Raw genomic sequence first — 22,569 nt, forward strand, 5'->3', positions numbered from 1 at the left:
CGCAGATCCCGGCGCAACACGGCAAACACGGCGAACGAACTAGGCGACTGGCCGGTCGAGTTCCCGCAGCGCGGGCATGACGATCGCGACCAGCCCGAGTATCAGCATCGGCAGAGACAACGCAAGGAAGGTCGCGTGCAACCCTGCGGCGTCGGCCAGCGGACCGGCCACGATCAGCCCCAACGGGCCCGCCGCGTAGGCCAGCGACCCCATCACGCCGACCACCCGGCCGCGCAGGTGCTGGGGTGCGCGGGTCTGCATGACATAGTTGTAGATCGGCGCGATCGGCCCATACACCAACCCGACCACCGCACACAGCACCAGGATCACGGGCAGGGGCGGGAGGAACGCGATGATCGTCATCGCCACGCCGAGCGTCAGAACCGCGGTCAGCATCACGGTGCGCCTGCGCGCGTATTTCGACAGCACCGCATAACCCAGCGCGCCGACAAGACCGCCGAGGCTCAACGCCATCAACACCCAACTCAGTTGGGCCGGTTCGTTGCGGTCGGTGAAGTATTTCGGGAAAAGAACCGACTCCATCGGCATGTACAGCCCGGTGGCGGTGAGGTCGACGATGGCCAGCGTGCGCAGCACCTTGTTGTGCCACACGAACTTCAGACCTTCGACGATTCCTGCCAACACGCCTTCTGGCAGCGCTGTGCGGTCGGGTCGGCCTGCGCCCTCCAACCGCAGTCCGGCAATGGCCCCGATCGACAACCCGAATGCGGCCGCGGTGACCCACATGGTGTTGACGCCGCCCAGCGTGGCGATCAGCAAGCCGCCGATGCCGGGGCCGACGATGTAGGCCAGATTGAAGACCGCCTCGTAGACGCTGTTGGCATGGTCCAGAGTCCACCCGGCCCGTGCCGATGCCTCGGGCAGCATCGTCTCGCGGGCCGTCATCCCCGCAGGGTCGAACAGTGCGCCAAGCGCCGCCAGCGCTGCAAGCACCGCGACGTTGATCACGCCCACCCCGAATGTCAGTGCCAGCACCGGCACCGCCGCGACCGACAACGCCGAAAGGGCGTCGGAGATCATCGACACCCGCCTGCGACCCAGATAGTCGACGGCGGCGCCCGCGATCAGTGTGGCGGCAAGCAGGGGCAGGGTGCCCGCCATCGCTACGATCGAAGCGTTCAGCGCAGAACCATTGCGCTGCAACACAAGCCAGGGAAACGCGACGATCGAGATGCCGTTCCCGGCGCCAGCCATCAACGCGGCGAACAGGATGAGCAAGATGGGGCCGCGCTTACCGGTCATCATGAGCTATCGCCGCGAATCTAACAGCGGCCAAGCCCCTCGGCCAGGCACTCCGCCGGGCCCGCCCGGCGCCGATTCCGGCCCGCGTGCACAGTGGTGGGATGAAGCTGGCCCATCCGCGTACCGGCGCGCTGTTCGATTCACCCGTGCCTGCCGGCGCGGGCTGGCCCGGTGATCCAGCGACGGCGCGCACCGCGGTGGCGCAGACGCCGGCCCAGGTTGCCTCGTTGGCGGCCGCCGCCAGAAGCGTCGATGAACTGGACGCGGTGCTATCGGTGTGCCGCGCCTGCCCGCGCCTGGTGGAATGGCGGGAAGAGGTGTCCGTCGTCAAGCGCAAGTCGTTCGCCGGTGAGCCGTACTGGGGTCGCCCGATTCCCGGCTGGGGGTCGTCGCGGCCACGCATCCTGATCGTCGGCCTGGCGCCCGCCGCGCACGGAGGCAACCGCACCGGCCGGGTGTTCACCGGCGACCGGTCGGGCGACTTCCTGTTCGCGGCGCTGTATCGCGCCGGTCTTGCGAACCAAGCCGAGAGCGTCGATGCCGCAGATGGGTTGCAGCTGAAGGACACTCGGGTGGCCGCCGCGGTGCGGTGTGCGCCGCCAGGCAACGCGCCGACCCCGGCCGAACGCGCGACGTGTGCGCCGTGGCTGGACGCGGAGTGGCGGCTGATCGGCTCCGAGGTGCGGGTGATCATCGCGCTCGGCGGCTTCGGATGGCGCGCGGCGTTGCACATGGTGGGCGGCGTCCCGTCACCTGCACCGAAGTTCGGGCACGGTGCGACCGCCTCGCTCGGCAGCCAAGATCACGATGTCACGCTGATCGGCTGCTATCACCCAAGCCAGCAGAACACGTTCACCGGCAGGCTGACCCCGCAGATGCTCGATGACATCTTCGGCCAGGCCCGGGAACGAGCGGGGCTGAAGAGGCGTTGAGGTAGCCATGCGACTTTCCGTTCTCGACCTGGTGCCGGTGCGCACCGATCAGACGACGTCCGATGCGCTGGCCGCGACGACGCACCTAGCGCAGACGGCCGATCGGCTGGGCTACACCCGCTTCTGGGTGGCCGAACACCACAACATGCCCGCCGTCGCGGCGACCAGTCCGCCGGTAGTGATCGCACATTTGGCCGCGCAGACGTCGCAGCTGCGACTCGGATCCGGCGGCGTGATGCTGCCCAACCACGCTCCGCTGGCCGTGGCCGAGCAGTTCGCACTTCTCGAGGCCGCGCACCCCGGCCGCATCGATCTCGGCATCGGCAGGGCACCGGGCTCCGACCCGGTCACTTCGCTGGCCCTTCGCGGTGCCGCAGGCCGCGATGACCGAGACATCGAAGCGTTCCCGCAGTATCTAGACGATGTCGTGGCGCTGATGAGCGCGCGCGGCGTGCGGGTGCCGCTGCCGAGGGATCTGATGCGGGACAACTACATCCTCAAGGCGACGCCCGCGGCGGCGACGGAGCCCAAGCTGTGGCTGCTCGGCTCGTCGATGTACTCCGCGCACCTTGCCGCTGCCAAGGGCTTGCCGTATGTGTTCGCGCACCACTTCTCGGGTCAGGGCACCGCCGAGGCCCTCGACGTCTACCGGTCGGAGTTTCGGCCGAGCGACCAGGCGCCCGAGCCCTTGACGTTCTTGACCGTGAACGCCGTGGTGGCCGAAACCCACGACGAGGCAATGGCTTTGCTTCTGCCGAATCTGCAGATGATGGGGCGGTTGCGCACCGGCCAGCCGCTGACCGCCTTGGATCTTGTCGAGGATGCGCAACGTCAGGTGATGACCCCGCAGGCGCAGCGTGTGGTCGAGGGTGCGCTGCAGCGCGCGGTCGTCGGCACCCCAACGGAAGCCGCCGAGCAGGTGCGTGCGCTGGCGCAGGAGTTCGACGTCGACGAGGTGATGGTCAACCCGGTCGCCTCGGCACGGCGCGGAACGGATCCCGCGACGGCACCCGCCCGCGACACCACGCTGGAACTGCTCGCCAAAGAGCTGTTCTAGTGCCAGGCTGGGCGGATGTTCGAGCGCTTCACTGAGGCCGCGCGACAGTCGATCGTCGGATCACAGCGCGAGGCCAAGTCGCTAAATCAAGCGTCCGTCGGGGCAGAGCTTCTTCTGGTGAGCGTGCTGGACCAGCAGGATCCGATACTTGGCCCGATCATGGAGTCACGCGGAGTCTACGTCGGATCGGTGCGTCAGCGGGTCCGGGAAATCTGCGATGTCGAGGGTGCACCACCCGGCGGCCACATCCCGTTCAGTAACGACGTGAAGAGGGCGCTGGAACGTTCGCTACGCGAGACCCTCGACCTCGGTCAAACGGATATCGGTCCCGTTCACCTGCTGCTCGGCCTGTTGGCTGACGGCGACAACACCGGCGTGGGGATTCTGCGCGACCTGAACGTGGACGTCGCGGAGTTGGCGCGCGAGATCAGAGCACACGCCGGTTAAGGCTCGAGCACGACGACCGGGATCGGCCGCGACGTGCGCTTCTGATACCCCTCGTAGCGGTTGGCGTTGTTCTTGTTGACGATCTGCCACAGCCGCGCGTAGTCCGGATCGTCAGGCAGCACCGGCTTGGCCGTCACCGCGAATCGCTGTCGCCCGACATTGATTTCGATCTTGGGGTTGGCCTTCAAGTTGTGGTACCACCCCGGCGCCTTCGGATCGCCGGCCTTCGACGCCACCACCAGATAATTGCCGCCGTCCTTGGCGTACGTCAGCGAGTTCGTCCGCTGGATACCGGTCTTCGCCCCGACGGTGTGCAGCAGCAGGTTCGGCGGCGTGCCCGGCAGAATGCGATGGCCGATCCGGCCGTTCGTGCCCTTGTAGATCTTGTCGTGCAGCATCAGCAACGGAAGGCCGATGTACTTCTCCCACGCCGGCATCGCACTCATGTGGCTCAGTCTTGCGCAGCCGAGTCCAGTTGCGCTAGGGCCGCACGCAGCAGCCTGGCGGACTCTTCCCGGTCCGGGTCCTTGCGCAGCAGCATGCCCTTGGCGAACGACAGCTTGTCGCCGCTGCGCCGTGGCACCACATGCAGATGGATGTGGAACACCGACTGGAACGCGGCCTTGCCGTCGTTGATGACCACGTTGTTGCCGTCGGCGTGCAGCCCGGACCGGCGTGCGGCGCGGGCGATGCGGTGACCGATGCGCACCAGGTCGGCGACCGTTTCCGGCGGCGTGTCCGTCAGGTCGACGGTGTGGCGTTTCGGGATGACCAGGGTGTGGCCGCGGGTGAACGGGCGGATATCGAGGAGGGCCAGGTAGTCGTCGTCCTCGTAGATCCGGATGGCCGGAGCCTCACCGGCGACGATCGCGCAGAAAACACAGGACATTCCGCCACGTTAGCCACCGGTGTTCTGCTCGGCCCACTCGGCCATGCGGCGGTCGCGCTCTGCTGCGGAGATGTTCTCGACGCGGGTCATCACCGTCCAGCGCTGCGCGAACGGGTTCAGGATCGAGGCGAACCGGTCGCCGGTGACGAACGTTTGCGCCGGTTCACGAATGGTCGCGCCGGCCTGCTCGGCCTTGGCGACGACCGCGTCGACATCGTCGCAATACAGGGCCACCGAATGGGTGGCGGCCCCGTTCGGGTCGGGCGCGGCGATCTGATAGGCCTCTGCGGGATCGCCGAGTTGCAGGCGGCCGTTGCCGAAGTCGAGTTCGGCGTGCGCCACCGTCCCGTCGGGGCCATCCATCCGCTCGACGAGCTTGGCGCCGAACACCGAAACGTAGAAGTCGATCGCGTCCGACGCGCGTGCGACGCACAGGAACAGGGTCAGGCTGCTGTAGCCCTCCGGAATTGCTTTGACACTCATATCGTCAGCGTCGCGCGCCTCCGCCCCGCTGTATTGGAGAAACGCGACATCGTCGGCGGTCTAGGCTGATCGGCGTGCTTGACGATGCCGACTTCGACGACGAAATGACAGACGACACAGAAGAGGACGACAACGGCCATACGCTTTCGATCCGCCGGGCAACCGGTGAAGAAGTGTTGACCGTTTTCTCGCCGGGCGACCAGTGGAGTGTCTATCTGACGCCCGGCGGCGGAATGACGAACGCATTCGTCGGCTCACCGGGTGATCCGATCGTCTGGGTCAACGCGAATGACCGGCAGGTCGAGCGTGACGAAGACGGAACGTATGTGATCCGCATCGACTAGTTCGTAGCCTGGTCTTCATGGGTGCTCGGGACGCCACATCGCCGGCCGCACCAGAGCGCGGTGTGGTGGGCCGGGCGGCCACCGCCTCGGTGTTCGACCTCGACCGCTGGGCGCCATCGAGCGACGCCGCCAGGTTCGTCGAGCATTTCTGGTCGGTCAGTTGGGACCTTGACGATCCGTTCGAGAGCACCGTCATCACGTTTCCGGCGGTGCACCTGACGAACGAGTGGGGCACCGACGGCCGCCGTCATGGCCATGTGCTGCCCGCGGTGTTGCTGCACGGGGTGGTGGAGCGGGTTTTCCGCACAACGATTCGCGGCACCGGCACGGTCGTCGGCGCGCGCTTTCATCCTGGTGGTTTCACGGCGCGCTACGGGCGTGCCGCCGGGTCGTTGACGGGCCGGGTCGAGCGCGCAGAGGACCTATTGACCGATGCGCCGCACGACGTCGAAGGCTGTTTGGCAGCAATGGAATCCGCCATCACCGCGCAGATCCCGCGCGATGACACCTATGCGCGGCTGCGCGAATTGGTGGACCGGATCCGCGACGACGACCGGCTGCATCGGGTCGAGCAGGTCATGCAGCATTCGCCGTGGAGCGCGCGCACCACGCAGCGGGTGTTTCGCCGCTACGTGGGCGTACCGGTCAAATGGGTGCTCTGTCGGTACCGGCTGCAGCAGGCCGCGCTGGAAATCGATAGCACACAAGGTATCGATCATGCCGATCTCGCGATCCGGCTCGGCTGGTACGACCAGGCCCACTTCATCAACGATTTCCGCGCCATGCTGGGCGCCACACCCGGTGAATACGCCGCGGCCCACCGACGTTAGGAGATTGCATGGACACTCGCGAACTCGCGTTCGCAGGCGCGGCCGAGCAGGCCCGGATGCTGGCCGACAGCGTCGTCACGGCGCCTGGCCTGCTCGACGTGTACCTCGACCGCATCGGCCGCATCGACCGTGAACTGAGGTCGTATCGGGTGGTGTTGGCCGACAGCGCGCGCAAAGAGGCCGCCGCTGCGCAGGAGCGGCTGCAAGCAGGGGAGCGTCTGCCGCTGCTCGGCGTGCCGATCGCCATCAAGGACGACGTGGACGTCGCCGGCGAGGTCACCACGCAGGGCACCGCCGCGCACGGCCCCGCGGCCTCACGCGATGCCGAAGTGGTGCGACGACTGCGCGACGCTGGAGCTGTCATCGTCGGCAAGACCACGGTGCCCGAGATGATGATCTGGTCGTTCACCGAGACCGTCACGTTCGGCGCCACCCGCAACCCGTGGAACACCGACTACACCCCCGGCGGCAGCAGCGGCGGCAGCGGCGCGGCGGTGGCGGCCGGGCTGGCATCGATGGCGCTGGGTTCCGACGGCTTGGGTTCGATCCGTATCCCTTCGACATGGTGCGGGCTGTTCGGCATCAAGCCGCAGCGTGACCGGGTGCCGATGGCGCCGCACGACGACGCGTGGCACGGGTTGAGCGTGAATGGTCCGATGGCGCGCACGGTGGAGGACGCCGCGCTGTTCCTCGATGTGGCGGCGCCGGGCAACGATTTCGTGGCAGCAGCCAAGCGTCCGCCCGGTCGACTGCGGATCGCGTTGAGCCTCAAGGTTCCCCCGCCGCTGACCGCGCGCGTCGGCAGGGAACAGCGGTCGGCGGTCGATGAGGCGGGGGCGCTGCTGCGGGAACTGGGCCACGAGGTGGTGACCCGGGATCCCGACTATCCACCATCGGGCATGTACGGCCAGGTTCTGCCGCGGTACTTCAAAGGCGTGGCCGACGAAGTGAAGTTGCTGCCGCACCCGGACCGGCTCGACCGCCGCACCCGCGCTTTCGCCAGGATCGGCGGGCTGATCTCGGATCGGCGGATGAACGCCATCCGTGGCGCGGAAAGCGAAGTGGCCGAACGTATCCAGTCGATCTTCGACGATGTCGACGTGGTGCTCACACCCGGTACGGCGACCGGCCCTTCGCGCGTAGGTGCCTACCAACGGCGCGGAGCGATCTCGACGCTGGCCCTCGTGTCGCGGCGGGTCCCGTTCCACGGGCTGTTCAATGTGACCGGTCAGCCGGCGGCGGTGGTGCCGTGGGGCCTTGACGGCAACGGTGTGCCGACCTCAATTCAATTGGTGGGCAGGCCATCCGATGAAGCGACATTGCTGTCGTTGGGCGCGCAGATCGAGCAGGCCCGGCCGTGGGCGCAGCGTCGCCCGCCGGTGTCTTAGTCCATCGCCTCTGCCCACGCCATGTGGCCCTCGAACTCGAGGTCGGCCGCCATCTTCCGATAGCGATGGCGATAGTTGCGGTATGCCGCCTCGTCGCCGTGCGCGCCGGCCAGTAGCGCGCGCAGGCGGAACAGCCAGATGTCATGCAGGACAAAGCCGGACTCAGTGGGATAAGCTGCCAATCGGTCGACAGCAGTGCACGCATCGCGCACGTCGCCGTCGGAACCGCGTTGCAACAGCGACTCGACGAGCACGGAGGTGGCCTTGGCGATCCACTGTGCGGCCTCCGCCCCGTACAGTTCGTCGAGCGCCGCGCCTGCCAGGTCGATCGCCCCGTCGAGGTCACCGGTTCTGGCCTTCTCCCTGGCCAGGTGCACCTGTATCACACGCAGGTTGTTGCTGAAGTGATAGGTGTCCGAGCCTGCGAGCTGTGTGAGTAGTTGGTGGCCTTCGTCGCGCAGCGGCCCTTCTTGGTGAACCACGGTGATCGCCCGTGTCGCCCTGGCCATGTCCAACACGAAATTGTCGCCGAATTGTTCAGCCGCGGACAGGATCTCAGTGGTCTCCCGGAGAGCTACCACATCCGGGAGCAGGATCCCGTTGGCGATCGGGATGAGGCGAACGGTCCACAGCGCACCGGAGCGCATCGCGGGTTCGAGCGTATCGGCTGCCGCGATGGCCTGCGCGAAATCATCCTGCCAGCCGCGCTGGCCCAGCAGACACCTGGTCAGACCGCGATACGAGGTCGCGGTGGTGAGCGGGGACACGGTCAGCATCCTGCCTTTGGTCACGTCACCGTCGGCCAAGTCGATGACGCGTTGCGCCAGTGCCAGCACCGTCGAGAAACGGCCGGCCTCCATGTTGGCCGACATCGGCGGGACGGACAGCGCGACCACCAACGTCGGGTCGTCGATGGCATCGAGAAGGTGTAACAGTTCGGAGGCAAGCCGCGACGAATCTTGCTCGTGGCCAAGACCTTCCAGCTGCCTGGCCATCAGCAGCCCGCACGTCCCGATGGCCAGCGACCGCTGATCGCCCACGGCGCCACAAAGTCGGCGCAGTTCCTCGAAGCCGGTATCGGTACCTTTGACGCCGAGGCGATATGCGTTGGCGCACAACTTTGTCCGTGCGGCGATACGCTTGGTCATGCGCTCAGGGTCGTCGTCAGGCAACCGGTCGGCGACCTGTTTGGCTCGGTTCCAGCTCGAGCGGGCGGCGGCGATGTTCCGCCATGTCGACCAGTCGGCCGCGCGCATGTGCCAACCAAAGGCGCCGGCCAGATCGCCTGCCGCTTCCAGATGCTCGGCGATCAATGCGGCGTTCTCGTCGCCCGATCGTCGAGCTTCGATGGCCGCCGCCAACCGTTGATGTAGCTGGGCGCGATCGGCTTTCAGCTGAGCTTCGTAGGCGACGGCGCGGATGAGCGGGTGACGAAAGCTGTACTCGACCGGCGGGGCGAACCTGACTTGATCGACAAGCTGCGCGTGCATCAACGGGGTCACATCGTGTTCTTCTGTCAAAGCCGCCAACAGGTCGGCATCGAATCGCATCCCGACGACGGCCGCGGCGCCGAGGGTCTTCTTCGCTGATGGTTCGAGGCGGTCGATGCGGGCGCCGATGGTGGCCTGGAGGGTGACCGGCACCTCGATGCTGGTGACACTGCCGTGCATTTCGTACGCCCCCGGGTGCCCCGCAAGCACGCCGCGCTCGACGAGGTCCCGCACCGTCTCTTCGGCGAAGAACGGGTTTCCCGCGGCCCGGTCGGCAACCATCGCCGTCACCCTGCTGACCGAGGGGTGCGTGCCGAGCAATTCGGTCGACAGCGCAGTCACCTGCTCATCGGTCAGCGGCCGTAGCGCGATCGTCTGCGTGCCTTGGGTGCGGGCCAGTGCGCCTTCGTATTCGGGTCGATACGTGATCAGCATCAGCGACCTGGTCTGTGGGATGACCGCGATGAAATCCGCCAGCATCGACTCGCTGGCTCCATCGATCCAGTGCGCATCCTCGACGACGTAAACCGTCGGTTCGGTCCTTGCCGTCGAACTGGCGTTGATGAGGGCGGTCAGCCTGCGGCGACGGGCCTCCGGCGCGATCACGGGAAGCGTCTCGGTCTGGTCGCGGATTCCGAGCAGATCCTCGAGCATTCGCACATCGTCGACACCGACGTGCGGTGTCTGCGCGCGAAGCCGTGCACGCGCGGCGTGTGGCTCCAGACCGTCGACACCCGAGATCGCGCGCATCAGGCGGCCGATCACGTGGAAAGGGACGTCGCTGGTGTGCGATTCGCAGTAGGTGGTGAACACCGGCAACTGATGTGCCGCCGCAACCGTGGTGACCTCACGGACGAGTCGGCTCTTGCCGATGCCTGCGGGGCCGACGATGTTGACGACACCGCCTACACCGCGAGTGGTTTCCGCCATGATCGCGGTGACGGTGTCGAGTTCCCACGTCCGCCCGACAAGTTTCGACTCGGTACGCGCGGCGGGGTGTCGTCCGCCCGCCGCCAGCAGACGCCGCGCGGGTACGGCGGCATCTGCGCCCTTGATCGTGACGAGTTCGGGGCTCGCGAGGTCCACCGCATGCTCGACGAGTCGCGCAGTGGACTCGCTGAGGATCACGCCACCTGGCGGTGCGACGGACTCCATCCTCTGAGCCATGCCGACCTGCTCGCCGATGGTCGTGTAAGGCCCGACGCTGGAACCGATTTCGCCCGCGATCACCTGTCCGGAGTTCAGCCCGATGCGTATTGACAGCGTGGACCCGACGTGCTCCTGGATCTCCAGAGCCGCCATGCATGCCCTTAATGCATGGTCCTCCAACATGATTGGGGCGCCGAACACCGCCATGATGCCGTCGCCGGTGAACTGGCTCAGCGTTCCGCCGTAGCGTTTGACCACCGCCGCCGATCGGTCCAGCAGGTCCGCCATCATCTCACGCAGGCGCTCCGGCCCCTGTGACGCGGCGATGTCCATGGACCGGACGACATCGGCGAACAACACCGTTACCTGCTTGTACTCCGCGGAACGCTGGGCCGACGCGATCGGCGTACCGCAGGCATCGCAGAACCGTGCGCCTTCGCGTGGCTGTCCACCGCACGTGTGGCATGTCACCGCAGCCGACATCTGTAACCCCCATGTCCTGCTGAACTGAGGATAGGGGCCGTGGACTCCCGCCGGACCGTTATCGGTGTGCGGTCATGGCTTCACGCCATGCCGCCAGCTTGTCGGCGTAGCGCATGGTCTGGGCGGGGCTGGTCGACGGGAGCCGCCGGTACCGGTAATCCGGTGCGACACGGACCAATCGGTTGAAATTCTTCTCAGCTGCCGCGCCGTTGAAGTACACCGCGTTGATATCTGAATGATCTGCGAAGAACTGACGAAAGTCGTTGGCCACCATGCTGTCTCGCTCAACGGCAGAATCAAGACTGCCGACCCGGCGGCACGCCAGCAGCACGTCCCACACCGCGACCCCATGCCGCGTCAGCGCCGCGGTGCGAACCTCGTAGGGTGCCTCCGGGTCGAACCCGAAGATGTCGCCGGTGATCCGCCAGAAGGCGTTCTGCGGATTCGCGTAATACTGCCGCGCGCCCAGCGAGATCACGCTCGGCATATTGCCGAGGATCAGTGATCGGGCGCCGTCGCCGACGATCGGCGGAAAGCCGTGGAGGAGATCCGAGGACATGCAGCCGAATATCGCACGTCGGCGGTATACGTTGTGGCCGTGGCCGAAGACTTCGATGTCGAAGCGTCCGGGCTGCTCGACGGTTTGGCGGGCAAGGCCCGCGGTGAGCGGGCCGAACTGATCCCCTGGCTACTTGCGAAGGGGTTCACCGTCGAGCAGATCCGCAATACCTACACGCCTGCGCTTCTGGTTTCTCGGCGCATCCTCGGTGACGACGGCGTTTACGTCTCGGCCAGGGACGCCAGCGAGCAGACCGGCATCGACCTCGACATTCTCGAGCGCATACAGCGCGCGATGGGGTTGCCGAGCGTCGACGATCCAGATGCGCCGGTGCTTCTGCGCGCAGATGCCCAGGCTGCCTCGTTCGCACAGAAGGCGATCGAGTTGGGCATCGACCCCGACCAACTCGTCCAGATCGCTCGTGTGCTCAGCGACGGCCTGTCGCGAGCGGCCGAAGTGATGAGGTACGCCGTCCTTGCGACGCTGGTCGATCCCACGGCGACGGAACTGAAGATCGCCGAGAACTCCGAGGCGTTGGTGCGCGAGATCGCGCCCATGCTCGGGCCGATGATCGAGGAGATGCTGCGCCTTCAGTTGCGCCACTCGATGGAGACAGAGGCCGTGACCGCGAGCGAGCGGGCCGAGGGCCATCGTCTTCCCGGCGCCCGTCTGGTGACGATTGCGTTCGCGGACCTCGTCGGCTTCACCCGGCTCGGTGAAGTGGTGCCGCCGGAGGATCTCGAGCAATTGGCCCATCGGCTCGCCGACCTGGCCCACGAGGTGGCCGTCCCGCCGGTGCGCTTCATCAAGACCATCGGCGACGAAGTGATGCTGGTCAGTCCGGAACCCATCGCGCTGCTCGATGCGGTGCTGGACCTTGTCGATGCCACCGAGGGCGACGACGACCTGCCCCGGTTGCGGGCCGGTATCGCCACTGGCATGGCGGTGAGTCGGGCCGGGGATTGGTTCGGTAGTTCGGTGAATCTCGCCAGCCGCGTCACGGGAGCCGCGCGGCCAGGGTCGATCCTGGTGTCGGAGTCGGCGCGGGAAGCGATCGGTGATGACGACCGGTTCACGTGGTCATTCGCAGGCGCGCGGCGCCTCAAGGGAATCAAGTCGGAGGTCAAGCTGTTCCGCGCACGACGCGCCACCGCGGATGATTGATTTCCCTCCCACTCTCAATCTATAGCGCATACCGGGGCTTGCGGCAAGACCCGGGTGGTGGTCGAAAATCGCTGGCCGAAGCCAAAACTCGGGAAATGGGGCAGCGAAATTGCGTGTGTTGTTGTCGACGTGGGGTTCACGCGGGGACGTCGAACCGCTATTGGGTCTCGCGCTGGAATTGCAGGAACTCGGGGCGACGCCCCGGTTGTGCGCGCCTCCGGACTTCGCGGAGTCGGCCGCGCGCCTCGGCGTGGAAATGGTGCCCGCGGGTCGATCGGTGCGCGCGTTGGTACATGGAACGGACGGAGCCAGACCGTCGACACCTGCCGACGCACCGAGGGTCGCGGCTCAGTTGGTCGCGGCCCACTTCGAAACGGTCGGCGCGGCGGCCGACGGGTGCGACGCGGTGTTGGCGACGGGGTTGATGCCGGCGGGCGTTCGGTCGGTCGCCGAACAGCGGGGGATTCCGTATGTGCTTGCGGCATTCCATTCGGGTTCGTTCCCATCGCCGGATCGTGCACCGCTGCCACGGCCAGGCAAGCCGTTCCCGCCTGGCGAGACGGATTACCGGGTCCTATGGGAGATCGACGCGGAACGTGTGAACGCGTTGTACCGAGAACCGCTCAACGCGCATCGTGCGGCAGTCGGGCTACCGCCGGTGGATAACGTCCGCGACCACGTCTTCACCGACCGTCCGTGGCTGGCGACGGATCCGACGCTGGAGCCATGGCCCGGTTCGCCGTACCTTGACGTCCTGCAGACCGGTGCCTGGATGCTGCCCGACGAACGCCCATTACCTTCCGATCTCGACGGGTTCCTTCAGGCCGGCGAGCCACCGGTGTACGTGAGCATGGGCAGTGTGCGGGCGCCTGCGGACGTCGCCGCCGTGGCGATCGAGGCCATCCGCGAGCACGGGCGCCGCGTGGTTGTCGGGCGTGGGTGGGCCGAATTGGCATTGATCGATGACGGTGACGACTGTCTGGCCGTCGGCGAGGTCAACCATCAGGCGCTGTTCCGGCGGGTGGCCGCCGTCGTGCACCACGGCGGCGCGGGCACGACGACGACCGCCGCCCGCGCCGGTGTACCGCAGGTGGTGGTGCCGCAGATGGCGGACCAACCGTATTGGGCAGGCCGGGTGGCCGAACTGGGTGTTGGTGCGGCCCATGACGGACCGACGCCGACGGTCGAGACGCTGTCAGCGGCGCTGGCGACGGCGCTGGCGCCCCAGACCCGCGCGCGAGCGACAGCAGTGGCGGGCTTGATCCGCACCGACGGAGCGAAGGTGGCCGCGGAGCTTCTGATCGACATGGCCGGTCACCAAGAGCGCGCAGTGTAAACCTGCGCCCCGACAAATCTCGAGATCTATCCCCAGCCGCGATTTCCTCCCCAGCGCGGGCTGAGCTGCTGGGATGCGTCGCTGATTCGAACTAATGTTCGAGATATGAGTTCGGATCAGGTCGCCGTGGCGGCGGCCTACGACGCCCTCGACGCCGCGTTGGACGCGGTGCTCGCGGCGTCGGTCGATGCATTGAGCACCGCCGAGAAGCTGGTACTGCAGGACCGGTTGGAGTACAACGTGCGGCGGCTGCCGACTGTGCAGCATCAGTTGATCAACGCGCTGACTGCCGAGGCGGACCCCAAGGCGCTGGGCGGTAAAAACTGGGCTCAGGTGTTGTCGTATCGATTGCGGATCAGTGAGGCCGAGGCCAAGCGGCGGGTCACTCAGGCGGGGCTGTTGGGGCCGCGCACGGCGATCACTGGTGAACCGCTGGCGCCGGCGTGGCCGGCGGTGGCCGCCGCCCAAGCCCGCGGGCAAATCGGTGCTGAGCATGTCGCGGTCATCGAGAAGTTCTTCACCAAGCTGCCCGCCCGGATCGACGCCCAGACCCGCGGATTGGCCGAGGCCGACCTGGCCCGCATCGGGACCGGATTGGGACCCACCGAATTGCGGGAGGCCGCCAAACGATTGGCCGCGTTGCTCGATCAAGACGGTGAGCTGCCCGATGACGCCGAGCGGGCCCGGCGGCGCTATCTGCGCATCCACAGCCAAAACGCCCAGGGCATGAGCCGCATCGAGGGGCTGCTGGACCCGCAGGCTACCGCCACCCTGGAGGCGGTGTTGGCCACACTGGGCGCACCGGGCATGTGCAACCCCGCCGACGACAACCCATGTGTGGACGGGGAACCCGATTGCGACGCGGTACAGCGCGACACCCGCTCGGTGGGCCAGCGCAACCACGACGCGTTGACCGCGATGGGCCGCGCGGTGCTGGCGTCGGGACAGTTGGGGCAGCACAACGGGTTACCGGCCACCATCATCGTCACCGCCGCACTGCAGGACCTGCAGGCCGCCGCCGGGGTGGGGGTGACCGCCGGGGGCTCGTTGGTGCCGATGCGTGATGTGATCACGCTGGCCTCGCAGGCCCATCACTATCTGGTGATCTATGACAAGCACACCCGCCAAGCGCTGTACTGCGGGCGAGCCAAACGCTTCGCCACACCGGGTCAGCGCGTCGTGTTACACGCAATGGAGCGCGGGTGCACCCGCCCGGGCTGCACCGCCCCGGGGTATTGGTGTCAGGTCCACCACGTCGAGGGCTGGGTCGCCGCTGCCGGTGAGACCAACATCAACACCCTCACCCTGGCCTGCGGGCCGGACAACCGCGCCGTCGAAGAACAGGGCTGGACCACCCGAAAACGCGCCGACGGGCGCACCGAATGGATTCCACCACCACACCTGGACACCGGACAAACCCGAATCAACGACTACCACCACCCCGAGAATTACCTCAAACCCGAAGACGACCCATAGCTAGCGGGATGGGGTGAATCGGCGCAGCCGCAGGCTGTTAGTGACGACGAAGACGGAGCTGAAAGCCATTGCCGCGCCAGCGATCATGGGGTTGAGCAGTCCGGCCGCGGCCAACGGCAGGGCGGCGACGTTGTACGCGAACGCCCAGAACAGGTTGCCCTTGATCGTAGCCAATGTGCTGCGGGACAACCGGATTGCGTCGGGTACAGCGCGTAAATCGTCGCGCACCAAGGTGAGGTCACTGGCCTCGATCGCGACGTCCGTGCCGCTGCCCATCGCGAGGCCGAGGTCCGCTTGCGCGAGTGCCGCGGCGTCGTTGACGCCGTCGCCCACCATCGCCACCACTTTGCCCTCGCTCTGCAGGCGCCTGACGGCAGCGACCTTGTCCGCGGGCAGCACCTCGGCGATGACCTCGTCGATGCCCACCTGCTTCGCGATTTCGCGGGCCGCCGCCTGGTTGTCACCGGTCAGCATGATCGGCGTGAGGCCCATCTCCCGAAGCTGCCCGACCGCTTCGGTGGACGTCGGCTTGACCGCATCCGCGACCACGAGCACTCCGCGCGCCGGGCCATCCCAGCCGACCGCGACAGCCGTCTTGCCCTGGGTCTCGGCCCCCTGCATGGCCTTTGCCAGCGGCTCAGGCAGGTCGAAAAGCCGTCGCCGCCCGACCTTTACCGCGTGGCCGGCCACGCGGCCCTGGACGCCGAGCCCGTCAAGGTTTGTGAACGCTGTCACGGTCGGAAGGTCGCCGACCTTCTCCCGTGCACCGGTCGCGATCGCCTTGGCGATCGGATGTGCCGACGAGTCTTCCAGTGCCCCGGCCAACCGCAACACGTCATCGGGTTGTTCACCATCGAGCGTGATCACGTCCAACAGTGTCATCGCACCCGTGGTCACGGTGCCCGTCTTGTCCAGCACGATGGTGTCGATGCGGCGGGTGGATTCGAGCACCTCAGGTCCCTTGATCAGGATGCCAAGCTGCGCTCCCCGTCCGGTGCCGACCATCAGCGCGGTCGGCGTTGCGAGGCCCAACGCGCACGGGCACGCGATGATCAGCACCGCTACCGCGGCGGTGAACGCCGATGCGACCGAGCCATCCGTGCCGAGCCAGAAGACCAGTGTCGCCGCCGACAGCGCGATGACGATCGGCACGAACACCCCGGAGATCTTGTCCGCCAACCGCTGCGCCTTGGCCTTGCCGTTCTGTGCGTCCTCCACCAGACGTGCCATCTGCGCCAACTGCGTGTCGGAGCCAATGCGGTTGGCCCGCACCACAAGCCGACCGTCGACGTTGACCGTTGCGCCGACCACCTGGAGGCCTGGTCCCACATCCACCGGCACCGATTCGCCGGTGAGCATCGAGGCGTCGACTGCCGATCCGCCGTCGACCACCACACCGTCGGTCGCGATCTTCTCGCCGGGACGCACCACGAACTCGTCGCCCACCGACAGTTGCTCGACCGGAATGCGTTGCTCGACACCATCTCTGAGGACCGCCACATCCTTGGCGCCGAGTTCGAGCAGTGCCCGCATCGCCGCGCCCGCCCGCCGTTTGGCCCGCGCTTCCAGATAACGGCCCGCGAGGATGAACGTGGTCACCCCGGCCGCGGCTTCGAGATAGATGTTGCCGGTGCCGTCGGTGCGCGCGATCGTCAACTCGAACGCGTGCTTCATGCCCGGCATCCCCGCGGTACCCCAGAACAGCGCGTAAACCGACCACCCCAGCGCGGCCAGCGTGCCCATCGAGATCAGCGTGTCCATCGTGGCGCTGCCGTGCCGCAGGTTCGCCAACGCCGCCTGGTGAAACGGCCACGCACCCCACACCACCACCGGCGCGGCCAGCGCCAACGAGAGCCATTGCCAGTACGTGAACTGCAGCGCGGGCACCATCGCCATCGCGACCACGGGCACCGTCAACGCCGCCGAAATCAGCAGCCGCTGTCGAAGCGACGCCGTCGGGTCCGCGACGGCATCTGCGGACTCCTCGGGCAGATGCGCGTGATATCCCGCGTCGTGCACTGTTGCCACCAACTGTGCGGGCGTCACCGGACCGCCGTATTCGACGTGTGCCTTCTCGGTGGCGAAGTTGACCGATGCGGTCACCCCGTCGAGTTTGTTCAGCTTTCTCTCGATCCGATGGGCACACGATGCACACGTCATCCCGTCGATCGAGAGCTCGACTGATGTCATGACGGTTCGCCCTGCTGGCTCATCAGCCCGCCAACTGATAGCCGGCCTCTTCGACGGCGTTCTTGATCGCGGCGTTCCCGACCGGGCCGTCGCTCTTGATGACCACCGTTCCGGTGCCCAGATCCACGTCGACGGCGCGTACGCCGGCGATCTCGCCGAGTTCCTCACGCACCGAAGACACGCATCCTCCGCAGGTCATACCCGAGACGGTCACCGTTGTTGTGCTCATGAGTCCTGTGTACCATACCCCCCTAGGGTATGAAAAGCGGGTAGAAAGGGTTCATGACTGTGCGGAAGCGAACGTCCCTGATCGGAGCAGGCGCCCTGGTGGTGCTGGCCGTCATGACCGGTTGTAGCAACTCCAACGAACCCGAGCATTCGGCGGCACCCTCCTCGCCCGCCAGCGCAGCGGCAGAGGCGCACAACGACGCGGACGTGATGTTCGCCCAACACATGATCCCGCACCATCAACAGGCCATCGAGATGAGCGATATGGTCCTCGCCAAGCACGGCATCGATCCCCGCGTCGCCGAACTGGCCAGTCAGATCAAGGCCGCCCAGGGTCCCGAGATCCAGCAGATGCAGGGCTGGCTGACGCGGTGGGGGAGTCCCGCGATGCCGCCGATGTCGGGGCACGACATGCCGAGTATGCAGGGCATGATGTCGGCCAGCGACATGACCGCGCTGACGAATGCGCAGGGTGTCGAGGCGTCCAAATTGTTCCTGACGCAGATGATCTCGCATCACGAGGGCGCAATCACCATGGCGCAGAACGAGATCAAGGACGGTCAGTATCCTGCGGCGATCGAACTGGCGAAAGCGATCGTCACTGCCCAGCAGAAGGAGATCGACACGATGCGCAGCATCCTGTCCACTCTTTGATCCCGAGGGCCTACGTCTGCCCGAAGCGGGCGATCAGGCCGCGCTTGTCGACCTTCTCGCCGGCGAGTGTCGGCAGCGGTTGGGTCCGGATCTCCCAGCGTGTCGGTATCGCGAAATAGGCCACCACCCCGTCGAGGTGGTCGCGTAGTTCGCTTTCGGTGGGCGGGCGAGTCCCCGGCCTGTGCACGACAACGGCGGCCAATTCTTCGCCGAGGTCGGGATGAGGCAGGCCGATCGCGGCGACCTCGACGACCGATGGGTGGGTGGCCAGTGCCGCCTCGACATGCGGGCACGCGATGTTTTCTCCACCGCGGATCACGACGTCCTTGCTTCGACCGTCGATGAACAGGTAGCCCTCGTCGTTGAGGTGCCCGAGATCGCCGGTGTGCAGCCAGCCATCGGAATCGACGGTGCCGTCGTCGATGCCTACGTAGCCGAGCATGACGGAGGGGGACCGGGCGAGCACTTCCCCGACGCCATCGTCGTCGGGCCGGTCGATCCTGAGTTCCACCACGGGATAGGGCCGACCGACCGTTCCCGGGTAGCGCTCCAGATCGCTGCCGACGGCCATGGTCAGAAAGCCGCCGGCCTCGGTCATGCCCCATGTGTTCGCCAGGCCGCGACGGCGCAGTCCCGGCATCTTCGCGCGGATCCGGTCCAGCAGCGCGGCCGTGACCTGCGCTCCGCCGAGCGGCCATGACCGGAGGCTGGACAAGTCGTAGGCGTCGAAGTCGGGGTGCTCGAGCACCCGGATGGCCATCGTCGGCACGGCGCCCCACGCCTGCACCCGCTCGGTCTGGATCAGGCCGAGAATCTGTTTCGGGTCAAACCGGCCTTCTGTCAACACAATCCGCCCACCGGTGAGGAACTGGGTGATCAGATTCGACAGGCCGCCGACATGAAACATCGGCGTGCTGGCCAGGCTCACCACTTGTGGTGAGCTCTGCTCCAGCTCGTCGGGTAACCGGTTGCTGCGCAGCAGGATGCTCTGTTGATTGCAGATCACGGCGCGGCGGGACAGCTCAACGGCTTTCGGCATACCCGAGCTACCGGAGGTGAACAGGATCACGGCCGCCGAATCCTCGTCCTGCTCGTCGATCGGATCATGGCCACTGGCACCAAAGCACGCCCTGAGCGCGTCGATGCCCGTGACCTTCAACGAGGGGACGTCGGTGTCGCAGAGGCCATGTGCGGGTGTCAGCAGTTCGACGGCGTGTGCGATCTCCGCGCTGCTCCACCACCGATTGCCAAGCACCGGTACGGCGCCGATGGTCCACAGCGACCACAGCGCCAGCGCCCACTCGGGACTGTTGTAGCCAAACAGCAGCACGCGGTCGCCGCGCGCTATTCCCATCTGGCGCATGTAGTGCCGCGCGGCGCCGATCGCGGCGTTGAACTCGCCGTACGAAATGCGTCGGTTCCGCTGGACCAGGAAGGTGCGTTCGCTCCAGCGCCCAGTGCCGTCGAGCAGTTCGGCGAACGTCGTCGGACGCGGTTCATAGAGCAGGCCGGGATGGCCCGCGTAGTGCCCATCGACGACGTTGCTACCCCACACTGGCACGCCCGACACGCTAGTCGTCTGGCAGCATCTGCGGACATGCGCATCCTTGTCCAGCGAGTGACTTCGGCGTCGGTGACAGTCGACGGTGAGCGCGTCGGCGCCATCGACCCGGACGGTCAGGGGTTGGTCGCTCTGGTCGGTGTCACGCATGACGACGACCCGGCGAAGGCGCAGCGGCTGGCCGAAAAGCTCTGGCAATTGCGCATTCTCGATGACGAGAAGTCCGCGTCCGACGTCGGTGCGCCGATTCTCGTCGTCAGCCAATTCACGCTCTATGCGAACACCGCGAAGGGTAGGCGACCGACCTGGAACGCCGCCGCGCCGTCCGCCGTCGCCGAGCCGCTGGTGACGGCCTTCGCCGACGTGCTGCGCGGACAAGGTGCCCACGTCGAAACCGGTGTGTTCGGCGCCGACATGCAGGTCGCCCTCGTGAACGACGGCCCTGTGACGGTGCTCTTGGAGGCTTAGGCGCTTTGGAGGTCCTAAGCCGTCGTCACCTGTGGCACGCCCTCGGACGGCTGGACGATGACGAAGCCCTGGCCGTAGAACGACACCTGAACGGCCTCACCGGAGCCCCGGCCGATGAGCGAGCCCGCCTTGAAGCTCGTCTTCAGTTGCGTCTGCAGATTGGCCGACCATGCGACCACCGCGTTGGTGTCAGCGAAGGTCGGCGCCTCCGCGGCGTTGAGCACGACCGGTGGGCCATCGGTGGTCAGCGCGACCCACCCGGTGCCGCGCAACGTCGTGTTGAACAACCCGCCCGCCACCATGCTGCCGCCTCGCACCCGCTCGATGTTCCAGTCGAGATTGGAGGAGAAGGCCAACACGTTCTTGCCGCTGATCGACAGGCCGGAGTTGTTGAGGGTCAACAGGTGCACGTCGTAGGCCCGTTCGGCGAGAAAGACATCGCCATGGCCCTGGCACCGCATCAAGGGCAGACCCTCGCCGGTCAGGGCCTTCTTGATGAACCTCGAGGCGCCGCCGCCCTCGAACGCGAAGTCCACGTTGCCCTGATAGGCGACCATTGATCCCTGACGCGCCATGAACGGTTCGCCGAGGCGCACCCGCAACAGCTTCGAGTTCTGGTTGCCGATCGGTTTGGCTTCCTTCTCGCTGAAGCGTCCGTCGACCAGATCGCCGGTGATACCCGAGAATCCGTCACCGACCGGGGCGGCTTGCGGCGGGGCGGCTTGCGGCAGGGACGCCATCGGCGCTCGGCTGACCTGACCGCGGTGCGACACCTGATCCGTCCAGCGTTGCCCGTCAAACCACCGGAATTCGAACCGACCCTCCGGGTCGGGTTGCCAACTTCCGGGTCCAGTTCCTGTCATGTCGTCCAAATTAGTCGGATGACGCTGGCATCCTTGAGCCATGGCAAAGGAAATCGACCGGGTGCGCGCACAGAGCGCACTCGCGGTCATCAAGCAACACCCGGGCATGGTGTTGTTCGCCGTATCGCCGGTGCTCATCGGCGTCGGACTGGTCTGGTGGCTGGTCAGCCCGGCGTTGGCAGTGCTGCTGCTGATCGGTGCGGTGGTCGGTGGCGCCGCGGTACTCCTCAGGAAACGTTAGGCACCGCTCTGCCGCGCTCGGCGGCGAGTTGCTCGACGGTGGCGCCGCCGAGACGCTTGTCGAGGACATCGATCATGTTCGCGCATTCGTCCACAGGATGGTCGGCGGGACAGGCCAACGCATGCTCGAGAAAATCGCGTGCGCCCTCGGCCCTGGCAATCAGATCGTCGAGCGCTGCGATCTGCTTCGCGACAACGTCGCGCCATTGGTCGCTTGGGCCGTCGAGCACCGCAGACGCCGCGTCCAACCTGACACCGAGACGCTGCATCAGCTGGACAAAAGCCAAGCGGCGCAACTGTTCACGGCTGTACACGCGCTTTCCGCCGCGGCGCCCGGGTGAAACCAGGCCCCGGTCCTCGTAGTACCGCAGCGCCGACGTGTTGAGGCCGAGAAGTCGGGCCGCTTCGCCGATTGTCATCGGGTCCATGTCTCCATTTGACTTCAACCCTGCTTGAAGTGCCACCGTCGAGGCATGGGCAACCCGTTCGCGAATCCCACGGGCCTGCTCGGCAGGCTGGCGGGCCGGTTCATGCTGTGGACCAACAAGCACGACGACCTGATCGACGTCCTCGACGTGCAACCGAACCATGACGTTCTCGAAGTCGGCTATGGACCAGGCGGTCTGATCAGGCTGCTCGCCGAGCGCACGGACGCGGCGAGCATCCGTGGGGTCGACCCGTCGCCGGAGATGCGCGACCAAGCCTGTCGGTACAACCGAAAGGCCTTGCGCGACCGCCGCGTTCGGCTCGATCTGGGCAGCGCCGAACACACCGGTCTCCCCGACGCCAGCGTCGATCGCGTGGTCTCGGTGCGCAACGTGGCGATATGGCCGGACCTCGAAGCCGGGGCCGCCGAGTTGTATCGAGTGGTCCGGCCCGGCGGCGTGGTCGTGATCGCCTGGCACGGCGGGACGGCGCCGAACCGGACGGCCAAGCCGTTGCGCCTGCCCGAGGAGACGCTGGATCGCATCGAGCAGGTGCTGCGCCAACGCTTCGGTGAGGTGACTCGGAGGCAATCCACAAGCCTCGACATCTTCACGGCCGTTCGCTCGTCGTGAAAGGGTCGCGATCGGAG

The 22,569-nt window shown here is 66.7% G+C and carries 24 protein-coding genes; 13 read left to right on the forward strand and 11 right to left on the reverse strand.

The features are described 5' to 3' along the window. Window positions 1–39 precede the first annotated feature (39 nt). Window positions 40–1,266: an MFS transporter gene (locus ACGFK1_RS11175; RefSeq protein ID WP_393428311.1), complete on the reverse strand. Its 1,227-nt coding sequence runs from the start codon at window positions 1,264–1,266 to the stop codon at window positions 40–42. A 98-nt stretch (window positions 1,267–1,364) separates the two neighbouring features. Between ACGFK1_RS11175 and ACGFK1_RS11180 the strand changes: the two genes are divergently transcribed. The 3 genes from ACGFK1_RS11180 to ACGFK1_RS11190 are packed head-to-tail and all read left to right on the forward strand — an operon-like array spanning window position 1,365 to window position 3,699. Beyond that, the gene (locus ACGFK1_RS11180) at window positions 1,365–2,195 is read left to right on the forward strand and encodes a uracil-DNA glycosylase (protein WP_393428312.1); all 831 of its coding nucleotides are present in this window, start codon (window positions 1,365–1,367) and stop codon (window positions 2,193–2,195) included. Window positions 2,196–2,202: 7 nt separating this feature from the next. Further along, a complete protein-coding gene (locus ACGFK1_RS11185) occupies window positions 2,203–3,252 on the forward strand; it encodes an LLM class flavin-dependent oxidoreductase (RefSeq protein WP_393428313.1) in 1,050 nt (349 codons plus the stop codon). A 15-nt stretch (window positions 3,253–3,267) separates the two neighbouring features. Beyond that, window positions 3,268–3,699: a Clp protease N-terminal domain-containing protein gene (locus ACGFK1_RS11190; protein WP_393428314.1), complete on the forward strand. Its 432-nt coding sequence runs from the start codon at window positions 3,268–3,270 to the stop codon at window positions 3,697–3,699. Here ACGFK1_RS11190 and ACGFK1_RS11195 read toward each other — a convergent pair. From ACGFK1_RS11195 to ACGFK1_RS11205, 3 genes are read right to left on the reverse strand one after another with little or no spacing between them, the layout of a single operon-like run. After that, window positions 3,696–4,145 carry a nitroreductase family deazaflavin-dependent oxidoreductase gene (locus ACGFK1_RS11195; RefSeq protein ID WP_393428315.1) on the reverse strand — a complete coding sequence of 150 codons (450 nt, stop codon included), beginning with the start codon at window positions 4,143–4,145 and terminating at the stop codon, window positions 3,696–3,698. The two genes, ACGFK1_RS11190 and ACGFK1_RS11195, sit on opposite strands and share 4 nt — an antisense overlap. Before the next feature lie 5 nt (window positions 4,146–4,150). Continuing rightward, on the reverse strand, window positions 4,151–4,588 hold the full coding sequence (locus tag ACGFK1_RS11200; protein ID WP_393428316.1) for an HIT family protein: 438 nt from the start codon (window positions 4,586–4,588) through the stop codon (window positions 4,151–4,153). Between the two features lie 9 nt (window positions 4,589–4,597). After that, window positions 4,598–5,071 carry a VOC family protein gene (locus ACGFK1_RS11205; protein ID WP_393428317.1) on the reverse strand — a complete coding sequence of 158 codons (474 nt, stop codon included), beginning with the start codon at window positions 5,069–5,071 and terminating at the stop codon, window positions 4,598–4,600. Window positions 5,072–5,145: 74 nt separating this feature from the next. Between ACGFK1_RS11205 and ACGFK1_RS11210 the strand changes: the two genes are divergently transcribed. Genes ACGFK1_RS11210 through ACGFK1_RS11220 form a run of 3 tightly spaced genes read left to right on the forward strand, consistent with a single transcriptional unit; the run spans window position 5,146 to window position 7,633 of the window. After that, window positions 5,146–5,415, forward strand: coding sequence for a hypothetical protein (locus ACGFK1_RS11210; protein WP_393428318.1), 270 nt, complete (start codon window positions 5,146–5,148; stop codon window positions 5,413–5,415). A gap of 17 nt (window positions 5,416–5,432) precedes the next feature. Next, entirely contained in the window at window positions 5,433–6,245 is an 813-nt protein-coding gene (locus ACGFK1_RS11215; protein ID WP_393428319.1) for a DUF6597 domain-containing transcriptional factor, read from the forward strand. An 8-nt stretch (window positions 6,246–6,253) separates the two neighbouring features. Next, a complete protein-coding gene (locus ACGFK1_RS11220; protein WP_393428320.1) occupies window positions 6,254–7,633 on the forward strand; it encodes an amidase in 1,380 nt (459 codons plus the stop codon). On the opposite strand, the gene ACGFK1_RS11225 is transcribed toward ACGFK1_RS11220, so the two are convergent. Then, a complete protein-coding gene (locus ACGFK1_RS11225) occupies window positions 7,630–10,755 on the reverse strand; it encodes an ATP-binding protein (RefSeq protein WP_393428321.1) in 3,126 nt (1,041 codons plus the stop codon). The genes ACGFK1_RS11220 and ACGFK1_RS11225 overlap by 4 nt on opposite strands. 58 nt (window positions 10,756–10,813) lie before the next feature. Continuing rightward, a complete protein-coding gene (locus ACGFK1_RS11230) occupies window positions 10,814–11,314 on the reverse strand; it encodes a DNA-deoxyinosine glycosylase (protein WP_393428322.1) in 501 nt (166 codons plus the stop codon). Window positions 11,315–11,353: 39 nt separating this feature from the next. Between ACGFK1_RS11230 and ACGFK1_RS11235 the strand changes: the two genes are divergently transcribed. From ACGFK1_RS11235 to ACGFK1_RS11245, 3 genes are all read left to right on the forward strand, one after another. After that, complete coding sequence (locus ACGFK1_RS11235) at window positions 11,354–12,478, forward strand: adenylate/guanylate cyclase domain-containing protein (protein ID WP_393428323.1); 1,125 nt, start codon at window positions 11,354–11,356, stop codon at window positions 12,476–12,478. A gap of 109 nt (window positions 12,479–12,587) precedes the next feature. Continuing rightward, window positions 12,588–13,814, forward strand: a complete 1,227-nt coding sequence (locus tag ACGFK1_RS11240; RefSeq protein ID WP_393428324.1) for a glycosyltransferase — start codon at window positions 12,588–12,590, stop codon at window positions 13,812–13,814. 105 nt (window positions 13,815–13,919) lie between these two features. Beyond that, on the forward strand, window positions 13,920–15,290 hold the full coding sequence (locus ACGFK1_RS11245; protein ID WP_393428325.1) for an HNH endonuclease signature motif containing protein: 1,371 nt from the start codon (window positions 13,920–13,922) through the stop codon (window positions 15,288–15,290). Here the strand turns inward: ACGFK1_RS11245 and ACGFK1_RS11250 are convergent, their stop codons facing one another. Beyond that, window positions 15,291–17,480 carry a heavy metal translocating P-type ATPase gene (locus ACGFK1_RS11250; RefSeq protein ID WP_393428326.1) on the reverse strand — a complete coding sequence of 730 codons (2,190 nt, stop codon included), beginning with the start codon at window positions 17,478–17,480 and terminating at the stop codon, window positions 15,291–15,293. It abuts the gene before it with no gap. Window positions 17,481–17,502: 22 nt separating this feature from the next. Further along, the gene (locus ACGFK1_RS11255) at window positions 17,503–17,709 is read right to left on the reverse strand and encodes a heavy-metal-associated domain-containing protein (protein ID WP_393428327.1); all 207 of its coding nucleotides are present in this window, start codon (window positions 17,707–17,709) and stop codon (window positions 17,503–17,505) included. A 53-nt stretch (window positions 17,710–17,762) separates the two neighbouring features. On the opposite strand from ACGFK1_RS11255, the gene ACGFK1_RS11260 reads away from it, so the two are divergent. After that, window positions 17,763–18,362 (forward strand): DUF305 domain-containing protein, encoded by a 600-nt coding sequence (locus ACGFK1_RS11260; RefSeq protein WP_393428328.1) that lies wholly within the window; start codon window positions 17,763–17,765, stop codon window positions 18,360–18,362. A 10-nt stretch (window positions 18,363–18,372) separates the two neighbouring features. Here the strand turns inward: ACGFK1_RS11260 and ACGFK1_RS11265 are convergent, their stop codons facing one another. Continuing rightward, window positions 18,373–19,923, reverse strand: a complete 1,551-nt coding sequence (locus tag ACGFK1_RS11265) for a class I adenylate-forming enzyme family protein (protein ID WP_393428329.1) — start codon at window positions 19,921–19,923, stop codon at window positions 18,373–18,375. A gap of 36 nt (window positions 19,924–19,959) precedes the next feature. Between ACGFK1_RS11265 and dtd the strand changes: the two genes are divergently transcribed. Further along, on the forward strand, window positions 19,960–20,391 hold the full coding sequence (gene dtd, locus ACGFK1_RS11270; protein WP_393428330.1) for a D-aminoacyl-tRNA deacylase: 432 nt from the start codon (window positions 19,960–19,962) through the stop codon (window positions 20,389–20,391). A gap of 14 nt (window positions 20,392–20,405) precedes the next feature. Here dtd and ACGFK1_RS11275 read toward each other — a convergent pair whose 3' ends face one another. Then, the gene (locus ACGFK1_RS11275; protein ID WP_393428331.1) at window positions 20,406–21,254 is read right to left on the reverse strand and encodes an AIM24 family protein; all 849 of its coding nucleotides are present in this window, start codon (window positions 21,252–21,254) and stop codon (window positions 20,406–20,408) included. Between the two features lie 40 nt (window positions 21,255–21,294). On the opposite strand from ACGFK1_RS11275, the gene ACGFK1_RS11280 reads away from it, so the two are divergent. Then, window positions 21,295–21,495, forward strand: a complete 201-nt coding sequence (locus ACGFK1_RS11280; RefSeq protein WP_393428332.1) for a hypothetical protein — start codon at window positions 21,295–21,297, stop codon at window positions 21,493–21,495. Here the strand turns inward: ACGFK1_RS11280 and ACGFK1_RS11285 are convergent. Beyond that, window positions 21,482–21,922 carry a MerR family transcriptional regulator gene (locus ACGFK1_RS11285; protein ID WP_393428333.1) on the reverse strand — a complete coding sequence of 147 codons (441 nt, stop codon included), beginning with the start codon at window positions 21,920–21,922 and terminating at the stop codon, window positions 21,482–21,484. The two genes, ACGFK1_RS11280 and ACGFK1_RS11285, sit on opposite strands and share 14 nt — an antisense overlap. Window positions 21,923–21,967: 45 nt before the next feature. On the opposite strand from ACGFK1_RS11285, the gene ACGFK1_RS11290 reads away from it, so the two are divergent. Next, a complete protein-coding gene (locus tag ACGFK1_RS11290; RefSeq protein ID WP_393428334.1) occupies window positions 21,968–22,552 on the forward strand; it encodes a class I SAM-dependent methyltransferase in 585 nt (194 codons plus the stop codon). Window positions 22,553–22,569: the final 17 nt, after the last annotated feature.

The sequence above is a fragment of the Mycobacterium sp. NPDC048908 genome (assembly GCF_043197955.1).
In the GTDB taxonomy this organism is placed as follows: Bacteria; Actinomycetota; Actinomycetes; order Mycobacteriales; family Mycobacteriaceae; genus Mycobacterium.

Excerpts from the sequence above, each read along its gene's own strand:
- ACGFK1_RS11175 (WP_393428311.1), bottom strand. The coding sequence starts at position 1,266 with ATGATGACCGGTAAGCGCGGCCCCATCTTGCTCATCCTGTTCGCCGCG.
- ACGFK1_RS11180 (WP_393428312.1), top strand. The coding sequence starts at position 1,365 with ATGAAGCTGGCCCATCCGCGTACCGGCGCGCTGTTCGATTCACCCGTG.
- ACGFK1_RS11185 (WP_393428313.1), top strand. The coding sequence starts at position 2,203 with ATGCGACTTTCCGTTCTCGACCTGGTGCCGGTGCGCACCGATCAGACG.
- ACGFK1_RS11190 (WP_393428314.1), top strand. The coding sequence starts at position 3,268 with ATGTTCGAGCGCTTCACTGAGGCCGCGCGACAGTCGATCGTCGGATCA.
- ACGFK1_RS11195 (WP_393428315.1), bottom strand. The coding sequence starts at position 4,145 with ATGAGTGCGATGCCGGCGTGGGAGAAGTACATCGGCCTTCCGTTGCTG.
- ACGFK1_RS11200 (WP_393428316.1), bottom strand. The coding sequence starts at position 4,588 with ATGTCCTGTGTTTTCTGCGCGATCGTCGCCGGTGAGGCTCCGGCCATC.
- ACGFK1_RS11205 (WP_393428317.1), bottom strand. The coding sequence starts at position 5,071 with ATGAGTGTCAAAGCAATTCCGGAGGGCTACAGCAGCCTGACCCTGTTC.
- ACGFK1_RS11215 (WP_393428319.1), top strand. The coding sequence starts at position 5,433 with ATGGGTGCTCGGGACGCCACATCGCCGGCCGCACCAGAGCGCGGTGTG.
- ACGFK1_RS11220 (WP_393428320.1), top strand. The coding sequence starts at position 6,254 with ATGGACACTCGCGAACTCGCGTTCGCAGGCGCGGCCGAGCAGGCCCGG.
- ACGFK1_RS11225 (WP_393428321.1), bottom strand. The coding sequence starts at position 10,755 with ATGTCGGCTGCGGTGACATGCCACACGTGCGGTGGACAGCCACGCGAA.
- ACGFK1_RS11230 (WP_393428322.1), bottom strand. The coding sequence starts at position 11,314 with ATGTCCTCGGATCTCCTCCACGGCTTTCCGCCGATCGTCGGCGACGGC.
- ACGFK1_RS11245 (WP_393428325.1), top strand. The coding sequence starts at position 13,920 with ATGAGTTCGGATCAGGTCGCCGTGGCGGCGGCCTACGACGCCCTCGAC.
- ACGFK1_RS11250 (WP_393428326.1), bottom strand. The coding sequence starts at position 17,480 with ATGACATCAGTCGAGCTCTCGATCGACGGGATGACGTGTGCATCGTGT.
- ACGFK1_RS11255 (WP_393428327.1), bottom strand. The coding sequence starts at position 17,709 with ATGAGCACAACAACGGTGACCGTCTCGGGTATGACCTGCGGAGGATGC.
- ACGFK1_RS11260 (WP_393428328.1), top strand. The coding sequence starts at position 17,763 with ATGACTGTGCGGAAGCGAACGTCCCTGATCGGAGCAGGCGCCCTGGTG.
- dtd (WP_393428330.1), top strand. The coding sequence starts at position 19,960 with ATGCGCATCCTTGTCCAGCGAGTGACTTCGGCGTCGGTGACAGTCGAC.
- ACGFK1_RS11275 (WP_393428331.1), bottom strand. The coding sequence starts at position 21,254 with ATGACAGGAACTGGACCCGGAAGTTGGCAACCCGACCCGGAGGGTCGG.
- ACGFK1_RS11280 (WP_393428332.1), top strand. The coding sequence starts at position 21,295 with ATGGCAAAGGAAATCGACCGGGTGCGCGCACAGAGCGCACTCGCGGTC.
- ACGFK1_RS11285 (WP_393428333.1), bottom strand. The coding sequence starts at position 21,922 with ATGGACCCGATGACAATCGGCGAAGCGGCCCGACTTCTCGGCCTCAAC.
- ACGFK1_RS11290 (WP_393428334.1), top strand. The coding sequence starts at position 21,968 with ATGGGCAACCCGTTCGCGAATCCCACGGGCCTGCTCGGCAGGCTGGCG.